18 protein-coding genes are annotated in these 18453 nt (G+C 71.6%); 3 read left to right on the top strand and 15 right to left on the bottom strand.

Features of this window, described 5'->3' with window-relative positions:
- Positions 1-37: 37 nt before the first annotated feature.
- The 5 genes from ACFYMM_RS35635 to ACFYMM_RS35615 form a co-directional block, all read right to left on the bottom strand.
- Positions 38-3058 (bottom strand): BTAD domain-containing putative transcriptional regulator, encoded by a 3021-nt coding sequence (locus ACFYMM_RS35635; protein WP_388394602.1) that lies wholly within the window; start codon positions 3056-3058, stop codon positions 38-40.
- Between the two features lie 172 nt (positions 3059-3230).
- Positions 3231-4028 carry a BTAD domain-containing putative transcriptional regulator gene (locus ACFYMM_RS35630; RefSeq protein ID WP_388394599.1) on the bottom strand — a complete coding sequence of 266 codons (798 nt, stop codon included), beginning with the start codon at positions 4026-4028 and terminating at the stop codon, positions 3231-3233.
- Positions 4029-4159: 131 nt separating this feature from the next.
- A complete protein-coding gene (locus tag ACFYMM_RS35625; protein WP_388394597.1) occupies positions 4160-4978 on the bottom strand; it encodes a hypothetical protein in 819 nt (272 codons plus the stop codon).
- Between the two features lie 43 nt (positions 4979-5021).
- Positions 5022-5297, bottom strand: coding sequence for a DUF397 domain-containing protein (locus ACFYMM_RS35620; protein ID WP_388394595.1), 276 nt, complete (start codon positions 5295-5297; stop codon positions 5022-5024).
- Positions 5294-6076 carry a helix-turn-helix transcriptional regulator gene (locus ACFYMM_RS35615; RefSeq protein ID WP_388394592.1) on the bottom strand — a complete coding sequence of 261 codons (783 nt, stop codon included), beginning with the start codon at positions 6074-6076 and terminating at the stop codon, positions 5294-5296. Before ACFYMM_RS35615 ends, ACFYMM_RS35620 begins: the two co-directional genes overlap by 4 nt.
- Positions 6077-6214: 138 nt before the next feature.
- Here ACFYMM_RS35615 and ACFYMM_RS35610 point away from each other — a divergent pair, with 138 nt between their 5' ends.
- On the top strand, positions 6215-6733 hold the full coding sequence (locus ACFYMM_RS35610) for an ATP-binding protein (protein WP_388394589.1): 519 nt from the start codon (positions 6215-6217) through the stop codon (positions 6731-6733).
- Here the strand turns inward: ACFYMM_RS35610 and ACFYMM_RS35605 are convergent.
- Complete coding sequence (locus ACFYMM_RS35605; RefSeq protein ID WP_388394586.1) at positions 6671-8650, bottom strand: AMP-dependent synthetase/ligase; 1980 nt, start codon at positions 8648-8650, stop codon at positions 6671-6673. The genes ACFYMM_RS35610 and ACFYMM_RS35605 overlap by 63 nt on opposite strands.
- Positions 8651-8981: 331 nt before the next feature.
- On the opposite strand from ACFYMM_RS35605, the gene ACFYMM_RS35600 reads away from it, so the two are divergent.
- Entirely contained in the window at positions 8982-10286 is a 1305-nt protein-coding gene (locus ACFYMM_RS35600; RefSeq protein WP_388394583.1) for a 3-oxoacyl-ACP reductase, read from the top strand.
- Positions 10286-11161: a MaoC family dehydratase gene (locus ACFYMM_RS35595; protein ID WP_388394580.1), complete on the top strand. Its 876-nt coding sequence runs from the start codon at positions 10286-10288 to the stop codon at positions 11159-11161. Before ACFYMM_RS35600 ends, ACFYMM_RS35595 begins: the two co-directional genes overlap by 1 nt.
- Before the next feature lie 21 nt (positions 11162-11182).
- Here ACFYMM_RS35595 and ACFYMM_RS35590 read toward each other — a convergent pair whose 3' ends face one another.
- The 9 genes from ACFYMM_RS35590 to ACFYMM_RS35550 all read right to left on the bottom strand — a co-directional run bounded on the left by ACFYMM_RS35590 (position 11183) and on the right by ACFYMM_RS35550 (position 18418).
- Entirely contained in the window at positions 11183-11854 is a 672-nt protein-coding gene (locus tag ACFYMM_RS35590) for a TetR/AcrR family transcriptional regulator (RefSeq protein WP_388394577.1), read from the bottom strand.
- Positions 11855-11903: 49 nt separating this feature from the next.
- On the bottom strand, positions 11904-12203 hold the full coding sequence (locus ACFYMM_RS35585; RefSeq protein WP_388394574.1) for a DUF4229 domain-containing protein: 300 nt from the start codon (positions 12201-12203) through the stop codon (positions 11904-11906).
- 106 nt (positions 12204-12309) lie between these two features.
- A complete protein-coding gene (locus ACFYMM_RS35580) occupies positions 12310-12834 on the bottom strand; it encodes a GNAT family N-acetyltransferase (protein WP_388394571.1) in 525 nt (174 codons plus the stop codon).
- Between the two features lie 37 nt (positions 12835-12871).
- Positions 12872-13561 (bottom strand): UdgX family uracil-DNA binding protein, encoded by a 690-nt coding sequence (locus ACFYMM_RS35575; RefSeq protein ID WP_388394569.1) that lies wholly within the window; start codon positions 13559-13561, stop codon positions 12872-12874.
- A gap of 35 nt (positions 13562-13596) precedes the next feature.
- Positions 13597-14760, bottom strand: coding sequence for an aminofutalosine synthase MqnE (gene mqnE / locus ACFYMM_RS35570; RefSeq protein WP_388394566.1), 1164 nt, complete (start codon positions 14758-14760; stop codon positions 13597-13599).
- Between the two features lie 45 nt (positions 14761-14805).
- Complete coding sequence (locus ACFYMM_RS35565; RefSeq protein WP_388394564.1) at positions 14806-15261, bottom strand: Lrp/AsnC family transcriptional regulator; 456 nt, start codon at positions 15259-15261, stop codon at positions 14806-14808.
- Positions 15262-15346: 85 nt separating this feature from the next.
- Complete coding sequence (locus ACFYMM_RS35560) at positions 15347-16021, bottom strand: UbiX family flavin prenyltransferase (RefSeq protein ID WP_388394561.1); 675 nt, start codon at positions 16019-16021, stop codon at positions 15347-15349.
- Positions 16022-16067: 46 nt separating this feature from the next.
- Entirely contained in the window at positions 16068-16970 is a 903-nt protein-coding gene (mqnP, locus tag ACFYMM_RS35555; protein WP_388394559.1) for a menaquinone biosynthesis prenyltransferase MqnP, read from the bottom strand.
- Positions 16967-18418, bottom strand: coding sequence for a menaquinone biosynthesis decarboxylase (locus ACFYMM_RS35550; protein WP_388394557.1), 1452 nt, complete (start codon positions 18416-18418; stop codon positions 16967-16969). Before ACFYMM_RS35550 ends, mqnP begins: the two co-directional genes overlap by 4 nt.
- Positions 18419-18453: the final 35 nt, after the last annotated feature.

Raw genomic sequence — 18453 nt, 5'->3', positions numbered from 1 at the left:
CCCGCAGCCGGCCGCAGAGCCGGCCCCACACCCGGCCTCAGAGCCGGCGGCCCGCCTCCGTGACTCCCATCGCGTCGTACAGTGCCTCGGCCGCCAGCTGATGGCGGCGGGCCGTCTCCGCCTCGCCCAGCGCCTGGGCCGCCTCCGCCATACCGTGCAGGGCCCGCGCGGTCTCGATGCGGTAGCCCAGGCGGGACGCCAGCTGGTGGGCGTGCCGGTGGAGCTCCAGGGCGCGGGTGGGAACGCCACGCCGAAGATGCACGAGTCCCACCACGTTCACGACGGCCGCCTGCCGCAGGGCGGTGCCCTCGGCCGACACCAGGTCGAGTGCGCGCTCGGCGTGTTCGGCGGCCGTTCGCACCTCCCCGAGCCGCTGGCACACCCGGGCCCAGTGCGCGAGCACGAAGGCGACGTTGCCGGGCTGGCGGGACTCGTCGCACAGTTCGAGCGCCTGGGCCAGACAGGCCCGCGCCCGCTCGTCCTCGCCGGTGCCGAGATGGGCCAGCGCCAGCCAGGTCAGCGAGGAGATCTCGTTGCTGCGCTCACCGAGCCGCCGGTTCAGCTCGGTGGCGCGGGCGGCGTGCCGTACGGCCTCCTCGTAGTGTCCCGCCCACGTCTGCACCGAGCTGAGGTTGATCAGCGCCTCCGCCTCCATGCGGGACGCGCCCAGCTCCCGGTGCAGGGCTATGCCCTGGGCCAGATGGCTGCGGGCCTCGTCGAAGTTGCCCAGCGCCCCGTGCAGCAGCCCCAGGACGTCCAGGCAGAGGGCCTCCGTGCGGCGGTCGTCGGCCGAGGCCAGCTCCAGGGCCTCGCGGGCGGTGCTGATGCCGTCCTGGAAGTCGCCGAGCCACCAGTGACCCACCGCAAGGTTCGACAGGCTGATGCTCAGCAGCACGGGATCGCCCAGCCGCCGGCAGGAGTCGACCGCGATCCGCCCGATGACCCGGAACTCCTCGTAGTGGCCGCGCAGGTCGAGGTAGAAGAGCACGTTGCGGGCGAGCAGCGCTGCGGTCTGGTGCAGCCCCTGCGCGTCCGCCTGCCCGACCACCGCCAGCAGCGCCTCGTGCTCCCGGTCGAACCATCTCAGCGCCCGGTCACCGCACTCCAGCCGGGGCAGCTCCGGAGTACTCCGCCCCCCGGCCGGGTCGCCGTAATGGCTGCGGCCGGGGAAGAGGACGTCACAGGCCGCGTCGGTGGCCACCGCGTAGTACGACACCAGCTGCCGCATGGCCTCGTCCTCGTCGTCCTCGGCCTCCCGCACGCTCATGGCGTACGTCCGCACCAGGTCGTGGAAGCCGTACAGCCCCGCCTCCTGCTGCTCCAGCAGGTGCGCGTCCAGCAGGCTCTCCAGGACGTCCTCGGCGTCGTGCACGTCGGTGCCGAGCAGCGCCGCCGCCGAGTGGACGTCGATCGCGCTGCCGGGGTGCAGGCCGAGCAGCCGGAAGGCGGCCCGCTGGTCCTCCTCCATCGCCTGGTACGACAGCCGCAGCGTGGCCTCGACGCTGCGTTCCCCGGCGCTCAGCTCGCGCAGCCGCCGGGTCTCGTCGGCCAGCCGGTCCACCAGGTACTGCACGGTCCAGCGCGGCCGGTTGCGCAGCCGGGCGGTGGTGATGCGCAGGGCGAGCGGCAGTCCGCCGCACAGGCTGGCCAGCCGGGCGGCGGCCTGCGGTTCGGCGGCGGTGCGGTCGGGGCCGAGCACCCGGTCCAGCAGGGTGGCGCTGTCGTCGGCCGAGAGCAGGCCGAGGGAGAGCCACTCGGCGCCGTCCAGGTCGAGCATCCGTACCCGGCCGGTGAGGATGGCCAGGCAGTCCTCGGAGGCGGGCAGCAGGGGCCGTACCTGAGCGGCGTCGGCGGCGTTGTCGAGGAGCAGCAGGAGCCGCCTCTGGGCCGAAACGGTTCGCCACAGGGTGGTGCGCCGCTCCAGGTCGTCGGGGATCCGGTCGTCCGGAACGCCCAGCGTGCGCAGCAGCGAGTGCAGCACCGCGCCCGGCTCCTGTGCCTTCTCGCCGGGGCTGAAGCCGCGCAGGTCGACGAAGAGCTGGCCGTCCGGGTAGTCGGCGGCGAGCAGATGGGCGGCGTGCACGCCGAGCGCGGTCTTCCCGCTGCCCCCCATGCCGTCCACGCCCACGATCCGGGCGCTGCCCGCGGCCGGCGCCCGGCCCGCCTCCAGCAGCCGCGCCAGCTCGTCGTCCCGGCCGGTGAAGTCCGGCAGGTCGTACGGGAGCGTGCAGGGCGCCGGCTCCTCCCGCGAGGGTTGCGGGAACGGCGCCGGTACGAGCAGCGCGGCCCGGTCCGCCAGGGACTGCGGCAGCCGGGGCGCCACCTCGGGGCTGTCCCGCAGGATCGCCTCGTACAGCCGGGTCAGCTCGGCGCCCGGGTCGATGCCGAGCTCCTCCACGAGCAGCTCGCGCACCCGGCCGAACTCCTCCAGTGCCTCCGCCTGCCGTCCCGCCCGGTACAGCGCCAGCATCAGCCGCCCGCGCAGGGTCTCCCGCAGCGGATGCGCCGTCACCAGTTCCCGCAGCGGGCCGACCAGTTCGCCGGACTGGCCCAGTTCCAGCTGGAGTTCGAAGTACTGCTCGGCGACGGCCATGTGGCGCTCCTCCAGCGCCGCCGAGGCCGCGGAGATCACCGCGCCGCCCCCGCCCGCCATCACCGGCCCCCGCCACAGGTCCAGACAGGTCCGCAGGTGCTTGACCGCGTCGGTGGCCCGCCCCTCGGCCACGGCCTCGCGGGCCAGCCGGGCCCGGCGGTTGAATTCGTGCAGATCGAGCTGGTCCTCGTCGAGCACCGCCCGGTAGCCCACGCCGTCGGTGACGATCAGCGAGGCGCCGTCCGGGATCCGGTTGCGCAGCGCGGCCACGGCCTTGCGGATCTGGTGGCCGGCGGTCTGCGGCGGGTCCTCCTCCCAGGCCGCCGCCACCAGCCTGGGCACGGGCACCATGCGACCCGGCTCCAGCAGCAGGGTCACCAGCACCCGTTCCTGGGTCGGACTGCCCAGCCGCAACCGCTGCTCGCCGTGCCAGCCTTCCAGAGACCCGAGGATGTTGAACCTCACGATCGGCCGAGCGGATGCCGCCGACTCCACGTACCCGTCCCCCCCGCCCCATCGCGCTGCCCCGTCCGAGTTGTTCGGGTCAATCCTAGGTTGCCCACCGAACGGGCAGCAGGATAAGACGACTTCACGTTAGCGGCGGTACCTCTCGGTGCGAGCAGAAAACTAACAAGCCTCAAGCAAGCTGGAGGAGAAAAGTAGATCGCGCTTCGCCCGCGAGCGCCGGATCATGGCAGAGAATGGCGCTTTCCACCTGTCGTAGCGCCGGAGATGGCTCAATTCCTAGCTCGTCGCCCAGGTGCCGGCGCATCCGGCGGAACACGTCGAGGGCGTCGGCCTGCCGCCCCGAACAGTACAGGGCGATCATCAGCTGCTCGCAGAACCGCTCCCGCAGCGGGTGGTTGGTGTGTGCCTCGGCCAGCTCGGCCAGCAGTGCCGCGTGGTGCCCGAGCCGCAGCTCGGCGTCGAAGCGCAGCTCCATCGCCCGCATCCGGTACTCGTCGTACCGCGCGCCGGCCAGCTGGCACAGCGTCCCACCTGGGAATCCCCCGAACACCGGCCCTCGCCACAGCGCCAGGGCCGAGCCGAGCAACCCGGCCACTCTGCCCGCGTCGTGCGGGCCGGCCGCCTCGGCCTGCCGCACGGTCCTGATGAACTCGGCGGCGTCCAGCTCGCCCTCGCCGACGGTGAGCCGGTAGCCGGAGGGGTGGATGGTCACCCGGGAGGTGGCGCGGTCGGGCTCCAGGCTCTTCAGTTTCCGCCGCAGCCGGCTGATGTGCGCCTGCAGCGCGTTGGCCTGATTGTCGGGTACGGCATCCCCCCACATCTCCTCGACCAGGCTCTCGCCCGACACCGACTGTCCCTCGGTGACCAGCAGCGTCTGCACGAGAGTGCGCTGCAGGTCGCCGGAGATCTCCGCCGGACCGGACACGGTACGGATCTGCAGCGCCCCGAGAATCGAGAACTTGAGCATGCCGAATCCGCCTCCCCGTTAGATCTCGGGCGTCGTCGTCCTTTCCGGCGACGTACCAAGAGTGGGGTTGTTCCGTACCGAACCGTTCCCGTTCGGGTCCCGGAGCGGGTCCCGCGTGTTCCGCATTTCGGTCAGCGTCCGTCACCCACGACAAGCGAACGCAGTACGGCGACCCGCTCGGCCGCCGCCTCGGGCGAATCGGCGTGGATGACGAGGTGCCCGGGAGAGCCGTTCCTCGGCGGCAGCACGGACCGGACATGCGGCAGCGCGCCGATCTCGGCGCTTTCCAGCCGCCACGGTTCGTCGAGTACGGCGGCCGCGGCGAAGCGATTCGGCCGCACGGCGTCCACCAGCCGGCCCTCCAGCACCTCGATCGCTCCCGCCGCCAGGTCGAACCCTCCCGCCACCTTGACCAGGGCCGGCACCGGGTCGTCCGCCAGCGCGGCCCGGCACGCCGTGATCACGGGCCCGCGCGAGGTCAGCGAGACGCGGGTGTGGGCGGGCCCGAACTGGTAACCGGCCAGGTCGAGCAGCGCGGTGACCACCGCGCGCACCTCGGCGGCCGTGTCGTCGGTCAGCGGTGCGGGGTGGATGAGGCCGTAGGCCGTCGCCGCCGTGATGCCGACGGTCTGGTGCATGCCGTGCACGGTGAGCGTCTCCACGCTGAGCCGCATCGCGCCGGGGGCGGGGCTCGGCTCCCCGGGGGAGAGCCGGTTGTCCCGGACCAGGCGGCGTACGGCCTCCGGGTCCGACAGCACCCGCACCGCGCGGACCGGGTTGACGCACAGCCCGGCCGCGGCGGCCTCGGCGAGCGGCGCGCGCAGCGCGGACTCGTCCCTGGCGTCGACCCGGACCGCCCGCACGTGCACGCCCGCGTGGGCGGCCTCGCGTATGAGGCGGTGATCCGGGTTCAGCAGGAAGATCCGGCGGTCGTCCTTGTGTTCAGTCATGCCTCTGCTCGGGGGGTGGAGTCGGCGAGGGTGGAAGGGCAGGCTACGAGTGAGCGTTACCGATCCGATCCCGACTGGTTCCCTTGGCGAGGGAGAGGAAGGTGCACCAGGCGGTGGGGGTGAGGCTCAGGTGGGAGGTGGTGGGGGATTTGGAGTCGCGGATGTGGATGTGGGTGGGGGTGGGGGATATTTCGAAGCATTGGCCGCCCTCGCCATCGCTGTAGCTCGACTTGTGCCACGAGTAGGCGGCTTCCAGGCATTCGCCGCCTCCGCCACTGCTGTAGCTGCTCTTGAACCAGCTGAGTTCGCCAGTGCTCATAGCCGTCCCCGCAGTCTCTCAATCAGGTCCAGCGACTCGCTGGGCCGCAGCGCCTGCGCCCTGAGGAGCCCGTAGCGCTCGCCCAGGACGCCCACTTCTTCGGGATCAGTGACGAGCCGTGGATAAGTGTGGATCTCGACGTACGCTACCTGCTCGCCTTTCCTCACCGTCAGCAGATTGAACGGGCCGTCCATGCTGGGCTGTTCCGCGCGTTCCATGGGCATCACCTGGAGTTCCACAGTCCGCAGGCTGCCGATGCGCAGCAGGTTCTGGAGCTGCGCCGCATGCACCTCTCGCCCGCCCACCGGCCGCAGAAGCACGCTCTCGTCGGCCTCCTCGCTGAGGAGCGGGCGCCACTGCGCGAACACGGCCCCGGCGTAACCGTCGGTCTGAAGCAACCCCGGCACCAACTGATTGGTGTACACGTGCAGAGCAGACGCCTGCTCCTCAAGTGCCGCATACCCCCGATACCACTCAGGATGACGAGTCCGCGCCTTGGCCATCGCCTCCTTGATCTCAGGGATGACCTCCTTCAACAAGCCCCCCGCATCCAGGACCTCGTCCGCCTTGTCCAAGAACTCCGGCTGAGGAGTCCGTACCCCCCTCTCCATGGCCGAGATCTGATCGGGGCCGTACGACACCAGCTGGCCGAATTCCTTCTGCGTCAACCCGGCCCGCTCCCGCAGCAGCCGCAGCTGCTTGCCCAGGGCCACGAACAGCCCCGTCGTCCCGTCGGCCTCCGCCGGAGCCTCCGGTCGCCGCTCCTGCTCCTCCGTCAAAACAACCCCACCCCCGTCACGCGCCCTCGCTGGTCACGGCCGACAAGCCGTACAGCGGACGCACCCGACCCGTACGGCTACCCAACGTCGCGGGTTCGTCACTGGAAAGCCTAGAGAGAACCCGCCACGCTCGGTCACGTGAACGCCGAAATCTCCACCCCCACCACCGAATTCACCCAGCGTCTGAGCGCCACGCCGCGGGCGGCCCGGCTGGCCCGCCGCCTGACCACCACCCAGCTCTCCACCTGGGGATACCCGCACGACGATCAACGGACGCACACCGCGGAGCACATCGTCGCGGAGTTGGCGGCGAACGCCGTCACCCACGGTCGCCTGCCGGCCCGGGACTTCGAACTCCGGCTCAGCCTGCGGCAGGCGCGGGGCACGCTGCGTATCGAGGTGAGCGACGCGCGCGGGGACCGTCACCTGCGCTTCCGGGGCGGGCCGGAGGAGGAGGGCGGGCGGGGTCTTGTGCTGGTGTCGCTGCTGGCGCTGAGGTGGGGGGTGATGGAGCGGGAGGTGGGCAAGACGGTGTGGGCGGACGTCTCCCTCGCCCCGCGACGGGAACGCGGCCCGCGTCGGCCCGTCGGTCCCCTACCCTTCGTACAGCCCCTCCACGGCCTCGGCGAAGTCCCGCACGACCGCCTCTCGCCGTAGCTTCATCGAGGGGGTCAGATGGCCTGCCTCCTCGGTGAAGTCGACCGGGAGGACCGCGAAGCGGCGTATCGACTCGGGGCGGGACACCAGGCGGTTGGCCTCGTCCACCGCGCGTTGCAGGACCGCGTTCAACTCCGGGTCGCCGACGAGGAGTTCCGGCGGCACCGGATGCTTGCCGTTCATCTGACGCCAGTGGGTGATGCCGTCCGGGTCGAGGGTGAACAGCGCGGCCACGTACGGGCGGCCGTCGCCGACCAGCATGCACTGGGAGACCAGCGGGTGTGAGCGCAGCCAGTTCTCCAGCGGAGCCGGGGCCACCGACTTGCCGCCGGCCGTGATGAGCAGTTCCTTCTTGCGGCCGGTGATGGTGAGGTAGCCCTCGTCGTCCAGTTCGCCGATGTCGCCGGTGGCCAGCCAGCCGTCCTTCGTCGCCGGGACGACACCACCCGCCGCCGGGTCCCAGTAGCCGCGCAGGACCTGGTCACCGGCGATCAGGATCTCGCCGTCGGCCGCGATCCGCACCCGTGTGCCCGGCATCGGCCAGCCCACCGTGCCCAGTCTGGGTTTCAGCGGCGGGGTCACCGTGGAGGCGCCCGTCGTCTCCGTCAGGCCGTACCCCTCGAAGATCTCGATGCCCGCGCCCGCGTAGAACGCGGCGAGGCGCCGGCCGAGCGGTGAGCCGCCGCAGATCGCGTAACGGACCTTGCCGCCCATGGCATTGCGGATGCGCCGGTAGACCAGGGGGTCGTAGAAGCCGCGCGCGGTCTTGAGGGCGCGGGTGGGACCGCTGCCGGTTCCCGTCTGGCGGGCCTCCAGCGCCTCGCCGTACCGTCTCGCCACCGCGGCCGCCCGGTCGAACGACGAGGCCCGACCGCCCGCCTCCGCCTTGGCGCGGGCGCTGTTGAAGACCTTCTCCAGCATGTACGGGATGGTCAGCAGGCAGGTCGGCCGGAAGGCGGCGAGGTCCGGCAGCAGGTCCTCCGCCTTCAGGCTGGGCGCGTGGCCGAGCCGCACCCGCGCCCGGACACAGGCGATCGCCACCATCCGGCCGAAGACGTGGGACATCGGCAGGAACAGCAGGACGGACGCGTCGTCGCCGGAACCCTGGTTCTGTCTGAAGACCGGGTGGAGCAGTTCGATCGCGTTGTCCACCTCGGCGAAGAAGTTGCCGTGCGAGAGCGCGCAGCCCTTGGGGCGGCCGGTGGTGCCCGAGGTGTAGATGAGGGTGGCGAGGGTCTCGGGGCTCAGCATGCCCCGCCGTACGGCCACTTCGGCGTCCGGGACCTGCGCGCCCAGCTCCGCCAGCCGGTCCACATGGCCCTTCTCCATCACCCACATGTGCCGCAGGTCGGGGAGGTGTTCGAGTTCGGGGCCCAGCGCGGCGGCCTGTCCCGCCGTCTCCGTGGCCAGCGCCACCGCGCCGGAGTCGTGCAGGATCCAGCGGGTCTGGAAGACGGAGGAGGTGGGGTAGACGGGCACCGTGACCAGCCCGGCGGCCCATGCGGCGAAGTCGAGCAGGGTCCACTCGTAGGTGGTCCTCGCCATGATGGCGATGCGGTCGCCGGGCACCAGCCCCTCGGCGATCAGCCCCTTCGCGACCGCCAGGACCTGTGCCGCGAACTCCGCCGCCGTCACGTCCGTCCAGCGGACGTCCTCGCCCTCGCCCAGCCTGCGGCTCAGGACGACCGCTCCCGGGTCCGTCTCCGCGTTCTCGAACGGCAGGTCGCCCAGCGACCCGTGGGTCACCGGCGGCACGAACGGCGGTACGTACGCCTCCCGTACGGCTCCGTCCAGCCGTCTGGTCTCCGGCTCGATGAGGACGGGATTGCCGTCGTAGTCCGTGGCGAAGACCGGTGTGCCGGAGGAGTGGGGTGCGCCGGGGACGGATGGGGCGTCGTTCGGGTAGGGCGTGGACACGGGGCGACTCCTCGGGCGTGCAGCGGCCAACTGCTTGCTGCATGACGTACGTGCCTCGCGCACCGAGGCGTTCACCGTCGGTGGGCCAAGACGGCACCAAAAGGTGTTACCGGCGGTTAGGGAGCAGATCGTACGGGCCCACTGTGGCGGGCTCGTGCGGTTTTGGGGAGGGTCCGGGGCCAGGGCTGTGCAATCTCGTGGATTACGTGAGGGTCGTTCAGGTCCCCACCGCGCCCGAGGGGTCCGTCTCGACCTGCTCCTCACCGTGACGTAAGCTTACCTGCGGTAACCTTACTCCAGAGTAAGCAAGGTACGCAGTGGGGAGACGGACATGGCCGACCGCTATCTGAGCTTCACCGGCACCGCGCCCGGCCGCTTCCTGACCCGCCGCCTGGGTCTCCCCCAGCCCGCCGAGCTGACCCGCTGGTCCAGCCGACGCCCCGCCCTCGACGGCCATGTGCTGCATCTGACGGCCGGCAAGACCGACCTCGGCCTCGCCCCGGTCCTGGCCCGTACGGGCCTCCCCCAGGACGGCACCGGGCGGCCGGCCGCCGTCGTCCTCGACGCCACCGGGGTCCGGGACGTCGACTCGCTCTCCGAGGTGCACGCGGCCCTCCACCCCGTGGTGCGGGAGGTCGCCGCGAGCGGCCGGGTGCTCGTACTGGGCGCCCCGCTCGACCCCGCCGACCACCACCAGGCCGCCGCCCAGCAGGCCTTGGAGGGATTCACCCGTTCCCTCGGCAAGGAGATCGGCCGGGGCAGGACCGTCAATCTCCTGCGGCTCACCGACGCGGTCGCCGCCGAGTCCACCCTGCGCTTCCTGCTCTCCCCCAAGTCCGCCTACGTGAGCGGACAGGTGATCGAGACGGGGGATCAGGAAGTCGCCGCTCCCGAGGACTGGGACAGACCTCTCGCCGGGCGCACCGCCCTGGTCACCGGCGGCGCGCGCGGGATCGGGGCCGCCGTCGCCGAGACCCTGGCCAGGGACGGCGCCCGGGTCGTCGTACTGGACGTGCCGGGCGCCGAGGACGAGGCGCGCGCCCTCGCCGAACGGCTGGGCGGCACCGCGCTCGCCCTCGACATCACCGCCGCCGGCGCCGGTGAGCGCATCGTCGCCGCCCTGCCCGACGGCCTGGACGTGCTGATCCACAACGCCGGCGTCACCCGCGACCGACGGCTGGTCAACATGCCCGCGGAGCGCTGGGATCCGGTGCTGGAGGTCAACCTCGGGAGCGTGCTGCGCACCACCGACGCCCTGCTGGAGAGCGGGACCCTGCGGCGGGGCGGGCGGATCGTCGCCACCGCCTCCATCGCCGGGCTCGCGGGCAACGCCGGGCAGACCAACTACGGGGCGAGCAAGGCCGGGATCGTCGGGCTGGTGCGGTCGCTGGCGCCGCGTGCGGCGGCGGCGCACGGGGTCACCGTGAACGCCGTGGCGCCCGGCTTCATCGAGACGAGGATGACCGCCGCGATCCCCCTCCTCATCCGGGAGGCCGGACGGCGCATGAACTCCCTCGCCCAGGGCGGTCTGCCCGCCGACGTCGCCGAGACCACGGCCTGGCTCGCCCACCCCGCCTCCGGCGCGGTCAACGGCCAGATCGTCCGGGTCTGCGGCCAGAGCCTGCTGGGGGCCTAGTGACGACCGCCGCCATCGTCCTGAGCGCCGCCCCGGCCCTGCCCCCGCTGCTCGCCCAGGGCGCCCTGCGCTCCCCCTTCAAACGGCCCGCCCCGGACGCGGACTTCCCGCGCACCCGGCTGATGCTGCCCGGACTGGGCGTCGACCTGGCCCGGCTGGCCGCCTACGAACGGGTCTGCGGCTTCGCCACCGGCGACGACTCGCTGCCCGTCACCTATCCGCACGTCCTGGGCTTCCCGCTGGCCATGCGGCTGATGAGCGCCCGGGACTTCCCGCTGCCGCTGCTCGGCCTGGTCCACACCTCGATCGAGATCGTCCAGCACATCGAGCTCCCGGCCACCGCCGAGTACGAGATCGCCGTCCACGTAGAGGGGCTGGCCCCGCACCGGCGCGGTACCGAGGCCACCGTGGTCACCGAGGTGCGCGGCGGCGGGAGCGTCGTATGGGAGTCGAGGAGCACCTATCTGGCGCGGCACCGCACCGGAGACGGCCGTCCCGGTGAGGACCGTACGGGCGACGAGGCGGGCGGGCGGCGGGAGCCGGGCGCGCTCCCCGTCGTCGCCGAGTGGCGGATCGCCGGGGACGTCGGGCGGCGGTACGGCGCCGCCTCCGGCGACCGCAACCCCATCCATCTGCACCCGCTCACCGCGCGCCTGTTCGGCTTCCCCCGGGCTATCGCGCACGGCATGTGGACCGTCGCGCGCTGCCTGGCCGCCCACGGCACCCCGCGGGCGGCCCACGTCCGTGCGCGGTTCCGGGCCCCGGTGCCGCTGCCGGCCACGGTGGCGTACGCGGCGGACGGCTCGGGGCGCTTCGAACTGCGCGGCGAGGGCGGGCGCACGCACCTGAGCGGAGAGGTGCTGCCGCTCCTCTAGTGCCGGCCGGGTACTCAGGTACTAGGGGACGACGGTCGGCGCGGGCTCCTGGCTCGTCGGAGGGGACCAGGGGCGGCCCTCCATCAGGTTGCCGAGGCCGGCCCAGGCGAAGTTCATCAGGGTCGCCGCCGCCTGACGCGCCGTGACGCCCGGGGTCGCGTTGGCCCAGGCGGCCAGCGACTCGGCGGCGCCGAACAGGGCCTCCGCCAGCCCCGCGACCTCGCGCTCCGCCAGGTCGGGGTCGCGGTGGGCCTCCCGGGCCGCGACCGCGATCAGCTCGGTCACGAACGCGACGATCTCCTCGCGCATCGCGGCGACCTCGGCCGCGAACGGCTCACCGTGGGTACGGGCCTGGAGGTGCAGCACGGACCAGCCGTCGGGGTGCTCGCCGGTGTGCGCGAAGAACGCCTGGAGCCCGTCCCAGAGCTGGCGGTCGGCGGGCAGTCCCGGTCGCACCGAGGTGCGTACGGCCTCCGTCAGCGCCTTGGCCTCACGGCGGATGCAGGCCGTGAAGAGGTCTTCCTTCGAGTTCAGGTACAGGTACACCAACGGCTTGGACACGCCCGCCAGTTCGGCGATCTCGTCCATCGACGCGGCCATGTACCCGCGCTGCCCGAAAGTCCGTACGGCGGCGTCGAGCATCTGCTGTTCCCGCACCGCCCGCGGCATCCGCTTGGTCTTCACGGCACCCATGGAGCAAGAGTAGTTGGGCCCGGGGGCGCCGGAACCGGACGGCGAGCGGTCAGGAGGCCTGACTGCGCGCGCGGACCGTGTCGTCCGCCCCGTCCTCCTGGCTGCGGTTGGCCTCCAGGTTGGCCTTCATCCGGTCCACCTTCTGCACGATCTTCACGGAGGCGCGGTCCCGCTCCTTGCGCAGCACCACCCAGCTGACCGGCGCCGACAGCACCAGGGAGAGCAGCAGGACCCACAGGAGGTTGGAGTCGCCGAAGCCACGCGGGAAGATCCCGGAGTAGACAGCGCCCCAGACGACCACGAGGCAGCCCGCGAAGATACCGAGGCGCATCAGCGTGTAGCGGAGCATCTCAATCCAGTCTTCCGATTCCGTAAAGGGGGCACCGTCCAGTGAAGCACGCCGGAGCACCGATCTTGGAGGGGGGTGCGCGGCGTCACCCGGCTCCCCCGGGGGGTCACCTGAGGGGCAGCAGCATGGTGATGTCGTCCCGGTAGTCGCCGGGGGCGACGCGGATGGCGCCGGGGACCCGGCCGACCTCCCGGTAGCCGCAGGAGCCGTAGAACCGCTCCAGGCCGTGCCCGCCCCGGCAGCCGAGGCGTATCGCGTCGATGCCCTCGAAGGTGCGGCCCGCGTCCGCGACGGCCGCCATCAGGTCCCGGCCGTACCCCTGGCCCTGGTACTTGGGGTGGACCATCACCGTGTACAGCCACACCCAGTGCGTCTGCAGCCGGTGCGTGTTGAAGGAGAAGAAGGCGGTGGCGGCCACCGTCCCCGCCTCGTCGCGTCCGACCAGCAGGCGGTTGCGTCCCTCGGCCATCGCGACGAAGTGCCTGACCAGCTCCGGCCGTATCTCGTCCCGGCTCACCGGCGCCACGAAGCCGACCGCTCCGCCCGCGTTGGACACGTCCGTCCACAGGTCGAGGATGCCGTCGCGCAGGGCGGGAGTGATGGCCGGGTCGAGGGTGAATGTAAGGGGCATGAGGGGATGCTATCCCCTACGGGCCCGATGCCGTCCCCTACGCGGTCCCGGGTGCCGACGCGTGTGCCGGCCCGTTCTCCCCCAGTACCCGCGCCGCCACCCCGAGGTCCGCGACCAGCCCCCGGTACGCCCCCTCCCGGTCCTCCGCGCGCAGCACCGCCGAGGGATGAACGGTGGGCACCAGCCGCCGCTGACGCCCGTGGATCTCCCGCTCCAGCACGGTCCCGCGGGTCTCGGTCACCCGGAACGACGACCCCAGCAGCGCCTTCCCGGCGGTGGCGCCCAGCAGCACGATCAGCTCGGGCTCCACCACGGCCAGCTCGGCCGCGAGCCAGGGCCCGCAGGCGGTCGTCTCGCGCAGGGAGGGCGCCTTGTGGATCCGGCGCTTGCGGGGCTCGGCCCGGGTGAACTTGAAGTGCTTGACGGCGTTGGTGACGTACGCGTCCGCCGGGTCCAGACCGGCTTCCGCGAGGGCCCGGTCGAGGAGTTTCCCGGCGGGGCCGACGAAGGGTTCGCCCTGACGGTCCTCCTGGTCGCCGGGCTGCTCGCCGACGAGCATCACCCGGGCGGGCGCGGAGCCCGCGCCGAACACCGTCTGCGTGGCGTCCCGGTGCAGGGGGCAGCCCCGGCAGTCGGCGGCGGCCCTGCGCAGCGCGGCTAGGCCGCCCCGCTCCGGGACGAAGGGCTCGGCGGTGCAGGCGTCCTCGGGAGCCTTCGTGCTCACCATGCCGGCCGGGTACCCGTCCGGCACCCGGCGTCACGTCACACCCGCATCGGCTGCGGCGACTCACGGCGTGCCGGGTCCGGGCCGTCGTACTCCCGGATGATCTCGTACCGCGTGTTCCGCTCCACCGGACGGAAGCCCGCGTCGCGGATCAGGTCCAGCAGGTCCTCGCGGGTCAGCTTGTTCGGCGTGCCGTAGTTGTCCGCGTCATGCGTGATCTTGTACTCGACGACCGAGCCGTCCATGTCGTCGGCGCCGTGCTGGAGGGCAAGCTGGGCGGTCTGCACGCCGTGCATCACCCAGAACACCTTGACGTGCGGGACGTTGTCGAACAGCAGCCGGGAGACGGCGAAGGTCTTCAGCGCCTCGGCGCCGGTCGCCATCTGGGTCCGGGCCTGGAGGCGGTTGCGGACCTTCCCGTCCTTCATGTCGACGAAGTCGTGCTGGTAGCGCAGCGGGATGAAGACCTGGAAGCCGTTCGTCTCGTCCTGCAGCTCACGCAGCCGCAGCACGTGGTCGACGCGGTGCCGGGGCTCCTCGATGTGGCCGTAGAGCATGGTGCAGGGCGTCTTGAGCCCCTTCTCGTGCGCGAGCCGGTGGATGCGCGACCAGTCCTCCCAGTGCGTCCGGTGGTCGACGATGTGCTGCCGGACCTCCCAGTCGAAGATCTCGGCGCCGCCGCCGGTCAGCGACTCCAGGCCCGCGTCGATCAGCTCGTCGAGGATCTCGGAGGCGGACAGCCCGGAGATCGTCTCGAAGTGGTGGATCTCCGTCGCCGTGAAGGCCTTCAGGGAGACGTCCGGGAGGGCCGCCTTCAGCTCCCTGAGCGAGCGGGGGTAGTACCGCCACGGCAGATTGGGGTGCAGGCCGTTGACGATGTGCAGCTCGGTGAGGTTCTCGCCCTCCATCGCCTTGGCGAGCTTCACCGCCTCCTCGATGCGCATCGTGTACGCGTCCTTCTCGCCCGGCTTGCGCTGGAAGGAGCAGTAGGCGCAGGACGCCGTGCACACGTTGGTCATGTTGAGGTGCCGGTTGACGTTGAAGTGGACGACGTCGCCGTTCTTGCGCGTCCGCACCTCGTGCGCGAGACCGCCGAGCCACGCCAGGTCGTCCGACTCGTACAGCGCGATGCCGTCCTCGCGGGTCAGCCGCTCACCGGCCCTGACCTTCTGCTCCAGCTCGCGCTTGAGCCCGACGTCCATGCCTCAACCTTTCTCCGACAACGACCCCACCGTACGCGAGAACCTTCACGCTTCCTCGGGCAGCTCTCCGACCCGGTTCTCCCACTTGGTGGAGAGCACGATGGTGGTACGGGTCCGGGAGACCCCCTTGGTCCCGCTCAGCCGCCGGATCGTCTTCTCCAGCCCGTCCACGTCCGTCGAACGCACCTTGAGCATGAACGAGTCGTCGCCGGCGATGAACCAGCAGTCCTCGATCTCGGGGAGTTCCTTCAGCCGCTGCGCCACGTCCTCGTGGTCGGCGGCGTCGGAGAGCGAGATGCCGATCAGGGCGATGACGCCGAGGCCGAGGGAGGCCGCGTTCACGGTGGCGCGGTAGCCGGTGATGACGCCGGCCGCCTCCAGCCGGTTGATGCGGTCGGTGACACTGGGTCCCGACAGGCCGACGAGGCGCCCCAGCTCCGCGTAGGAGGCCCGGCCGTTCTCCCTCAGGGCCTGGATGAGCTGCCTGTCCACGGCGTCCATGCGATCGAAGCCTTCCGCTGAAAAGTTCCGAAGTGATGAGAGGTACTGCTTGCCCACTGCGACGTGCCCACTGCGACGTGCCCGGCTAACTCGCGGCCCCGCCGCCGCCCAGCTCGCCCTGCCACCGCCGGTAGAGGCCGTGCCCGACGCCCGCCGCGTCCAGCACCCGCCCGGCGACGAAGTCCACCAGGTCCTGGATGTGCGTCGCGCCCGCGTAGAAGGCCGGGGAGGCCGGCACCACGGTGGCACCCGCGTCGTCCAGGGCGACCAGATGACGCAGCGTCTGACCGTTCAGCGGGGTCTCCCGTACGGCCACGACCAGCGTCCGGCGCTCCTTCAGTGTGACGCTCGCCGCACGCTGGAGCAGGTCCTTCGACAGGCCGAGCGCGACCCCGGCCACACAGGCGGTGGAGGCGGGCACGATGAGCATGCCCTTCGTCCGGTACGACCCCGACGACGGTCCGGCGGCGAGGTCACCCGCGCTCCAGTACCGCACGCCGGTGACGTCCACGTCGTAGGTCCCCGGCTTCCCGTCGGCCCCACGCGCCAGCCATTCCCGCAGGTCGTCCTGCCAGTGCGCGTCCCGGAAGGAGATCTGGGTCTCGTCGAGCAGGGTGAGCCGCGAGGCCCGGCTGACCACCAGGTCGACGCTCTCCCCCGCCCCCAGCAGCGCCCGCAGCACAGCAGCCGCGTACGGCGTCCCGGAAGCTCCGGACACCCCCACGATCCAAGGTACGCGCTGCGATTCTCCTGCGTTCACACCTTGAGCGTACCGGCGGGGATTGCGGTGCGATGTGTCAGGAGTGTCAGACCGTCAGCCCCCGGACCAGAAGGTCCAGCAACGCGCACACGAACAGGGCAATGCCGATGAACCCGTTGACCGAGAAGAACGCCCGGTTCAGGCGGGACAGGTCGTGCGGGCGGACGATCCGGTGCTCGTACACGAACGCGCCCGCCACGATCACCAGGCCCAGCCAGAAGAACGCGCCCGCGTGGGTGGCCAGGGCGTACCAGACGAACAGGGCCGTCGTGACCGTGTGGCACACCCGCGCGCCCCGGATCGCCGCCGGGATGCCGAAGCGCGCCGGGACCGACAGCACGCCGATCTCGCGGTCCGTCTCCACGTCCTGGCAGGCGTAGATCAGGTCGAAGCCGCCGATCCAGACGCCCACGGCGAGGCCGAGGACCACCGCGTGCCAGTTCCACTCGCCGCTGATCGCCAGCCAGCCGCCGATCGGCCCCATCGCCTGGGCGAGCCCCAGGATGGCCTGCGGGAAGTTCGTGAACCGCTTCCCGTACGGGTACACCACCATCGGGATCACCGCGATGGGGGCCAGCGCCAGGCACAGCGGGTTCAGCAGGGCCGCCGCGCCCAGGAAGACCACCAGGGCGATCAGGGCGCCGGTCCAGGCGTGCCGGACGCTCATGGCGCCGGTCACCAGCTCCCGGTGGGCCGTGCGGGGGTTCCGCGCGTCGATCTCGCGGTCGATGATCCGGTTGACCGCCATGGCGAACGTCCGCAGGCCCACCATGCAGACCGTGACCAGCAGCAGCCGGACCCAGTGGATGTCCTTGTCCCACTCGTACATCGCGGTGAGCGAGGCGATGTAGGCGAAGGGCAGCGCGAAGACGGAGTGCTCGATCATGACCAGGCGCAGGAACGCCTTGGTGCGTCCCGGCTGGGGGATCGCGGCAGAGGCGGTGCTCACAGGCCGTACTCCTTCCAGCGACGGTCGACCGTCGCCGCCGTATCCGGATCCGACACCACCATGTCCGGCCACCCCCCGTCTCGCGTGTAGCCCTCCTCGGGCCACTTCCTCGTCGCGTCGATGCCCGCCTTGCCGCCCCAGAACTGCTGGTAGGACGCGTGGTCGAGGTGGTCGACCGGGCCCTCGACCACCGTGAGGTCGCGGGCGTAGTCCGTGTTGCCGAGCGCCCGCCAGGCGACCTCGTGCAGGTCGTGGACGTCACAGTCGGAGTCCACGACCACGATCAGCTTGGTCAGGGACATCATGTGTGCCCCCCAGACCGCGTGCATCACCTTCTGCGCGTGCTTCGGGTACTTCTTGTCGATCGAGACGATCGCGCAGTTGTGGAAGCCGCCGGCCTCGGGCAGGTGGTAGTCCACGATGTCCGGGACGATGATCTTGAGGAGAGGGAGGAAGAAACGCTCCGTCGCGCGGCCCAGCGGACCGTCCTCCGTCGGCGGCCGGCCGACCACGATCGACTGGAGCAGCGGCCTGCGGCGCATGGTCACGCAGTCGATCGTCAGCGCCGGGAACGGCTCCTGCGGGGTGTAGAACCCGGTGTGGTCGCCGAACGGGCCCTCCGGGAGCATCTCGCCCGGCTCCAGCCAGCCCTCGACGACGACCTCGGCCTGCGCCGGGACCTGGAGCGGGACCGTCTTGCAGTCGACCATCTCGATCCGCTTGCCCGCGAGGAACCCGGCGAAGAGGTACTCGTCGATGTCACCGGGGAGCGGAGCGGTGGAGGCGTAGGTGACGGCGGGCGGACACCCGAAGGCGATCGCCACCGGCAGCCGCTCGCCCCGCCGGGCCGCGACCTGGTAGTGGTTGCGGCTGTCCTTGTGGATCTGCCAGTGCATGCCGATGGTGCGCTTGTCGTGGCGCTGCAGGCGGTACAGCCCGAGGTTGCGGATGCCCGACTCGGGGTCCTTCGTGTGGGTGAGCCCCAGGTTGAAGAAGGACCCGCCGTCCTGGGGCCAGGTGAACAGCGCGGGCAGGGCGTCGAGGTCGACGTCGTCGCCGGTGAGGACGACCTCCTGGACCGGGGCGTCCTTCACCTTCCTCGGCGGTACGTGCGTCATCGCCCCGAGCTTCCCGAACGCCTCCCGCACGCCCACGAAGCCGTGCGGCAGCTCGGGCTTCAGCAGACCGCCGATCCGGTCGGAGATCTCGCCGTACGACTTCAGGCCGAGCGCCTTCAGCAGCCGCCGGTCGGTGCCGAAGACGTTCATCGCCAGCGGCATCGCCGAACCCTTGACGTTCTCGAAGAGCAGCGCCGGGCCGCCAAACTTCTGCACCCGGTCGACGATCTCCCCGACCTCCAGATACGGGTCGACCTCGGCCTTGATTCGCTTGAGGTCTCCCTCGCGTTCCAGCGCCCGGAGCAGGGAACGAAGATCGTCGTAAGCCATGTGTCCCAGTATCGGCCACCCGCTACCCTGGCCCC

The organism is Streptomyces sp. NPDC006739 (genome assembly GCF_042869815.1).
Taxonomy (GTDB): domain Bacteria; phylum Actinomycetota; class Actinomycetes; order Streptomycetales; family Streptomycetaceae; genus Streptomyces.
Note: the sequence above shows the minus strand (reverse complement) of the source record. Positions and strands in the feature narration are given on the sequence as shown.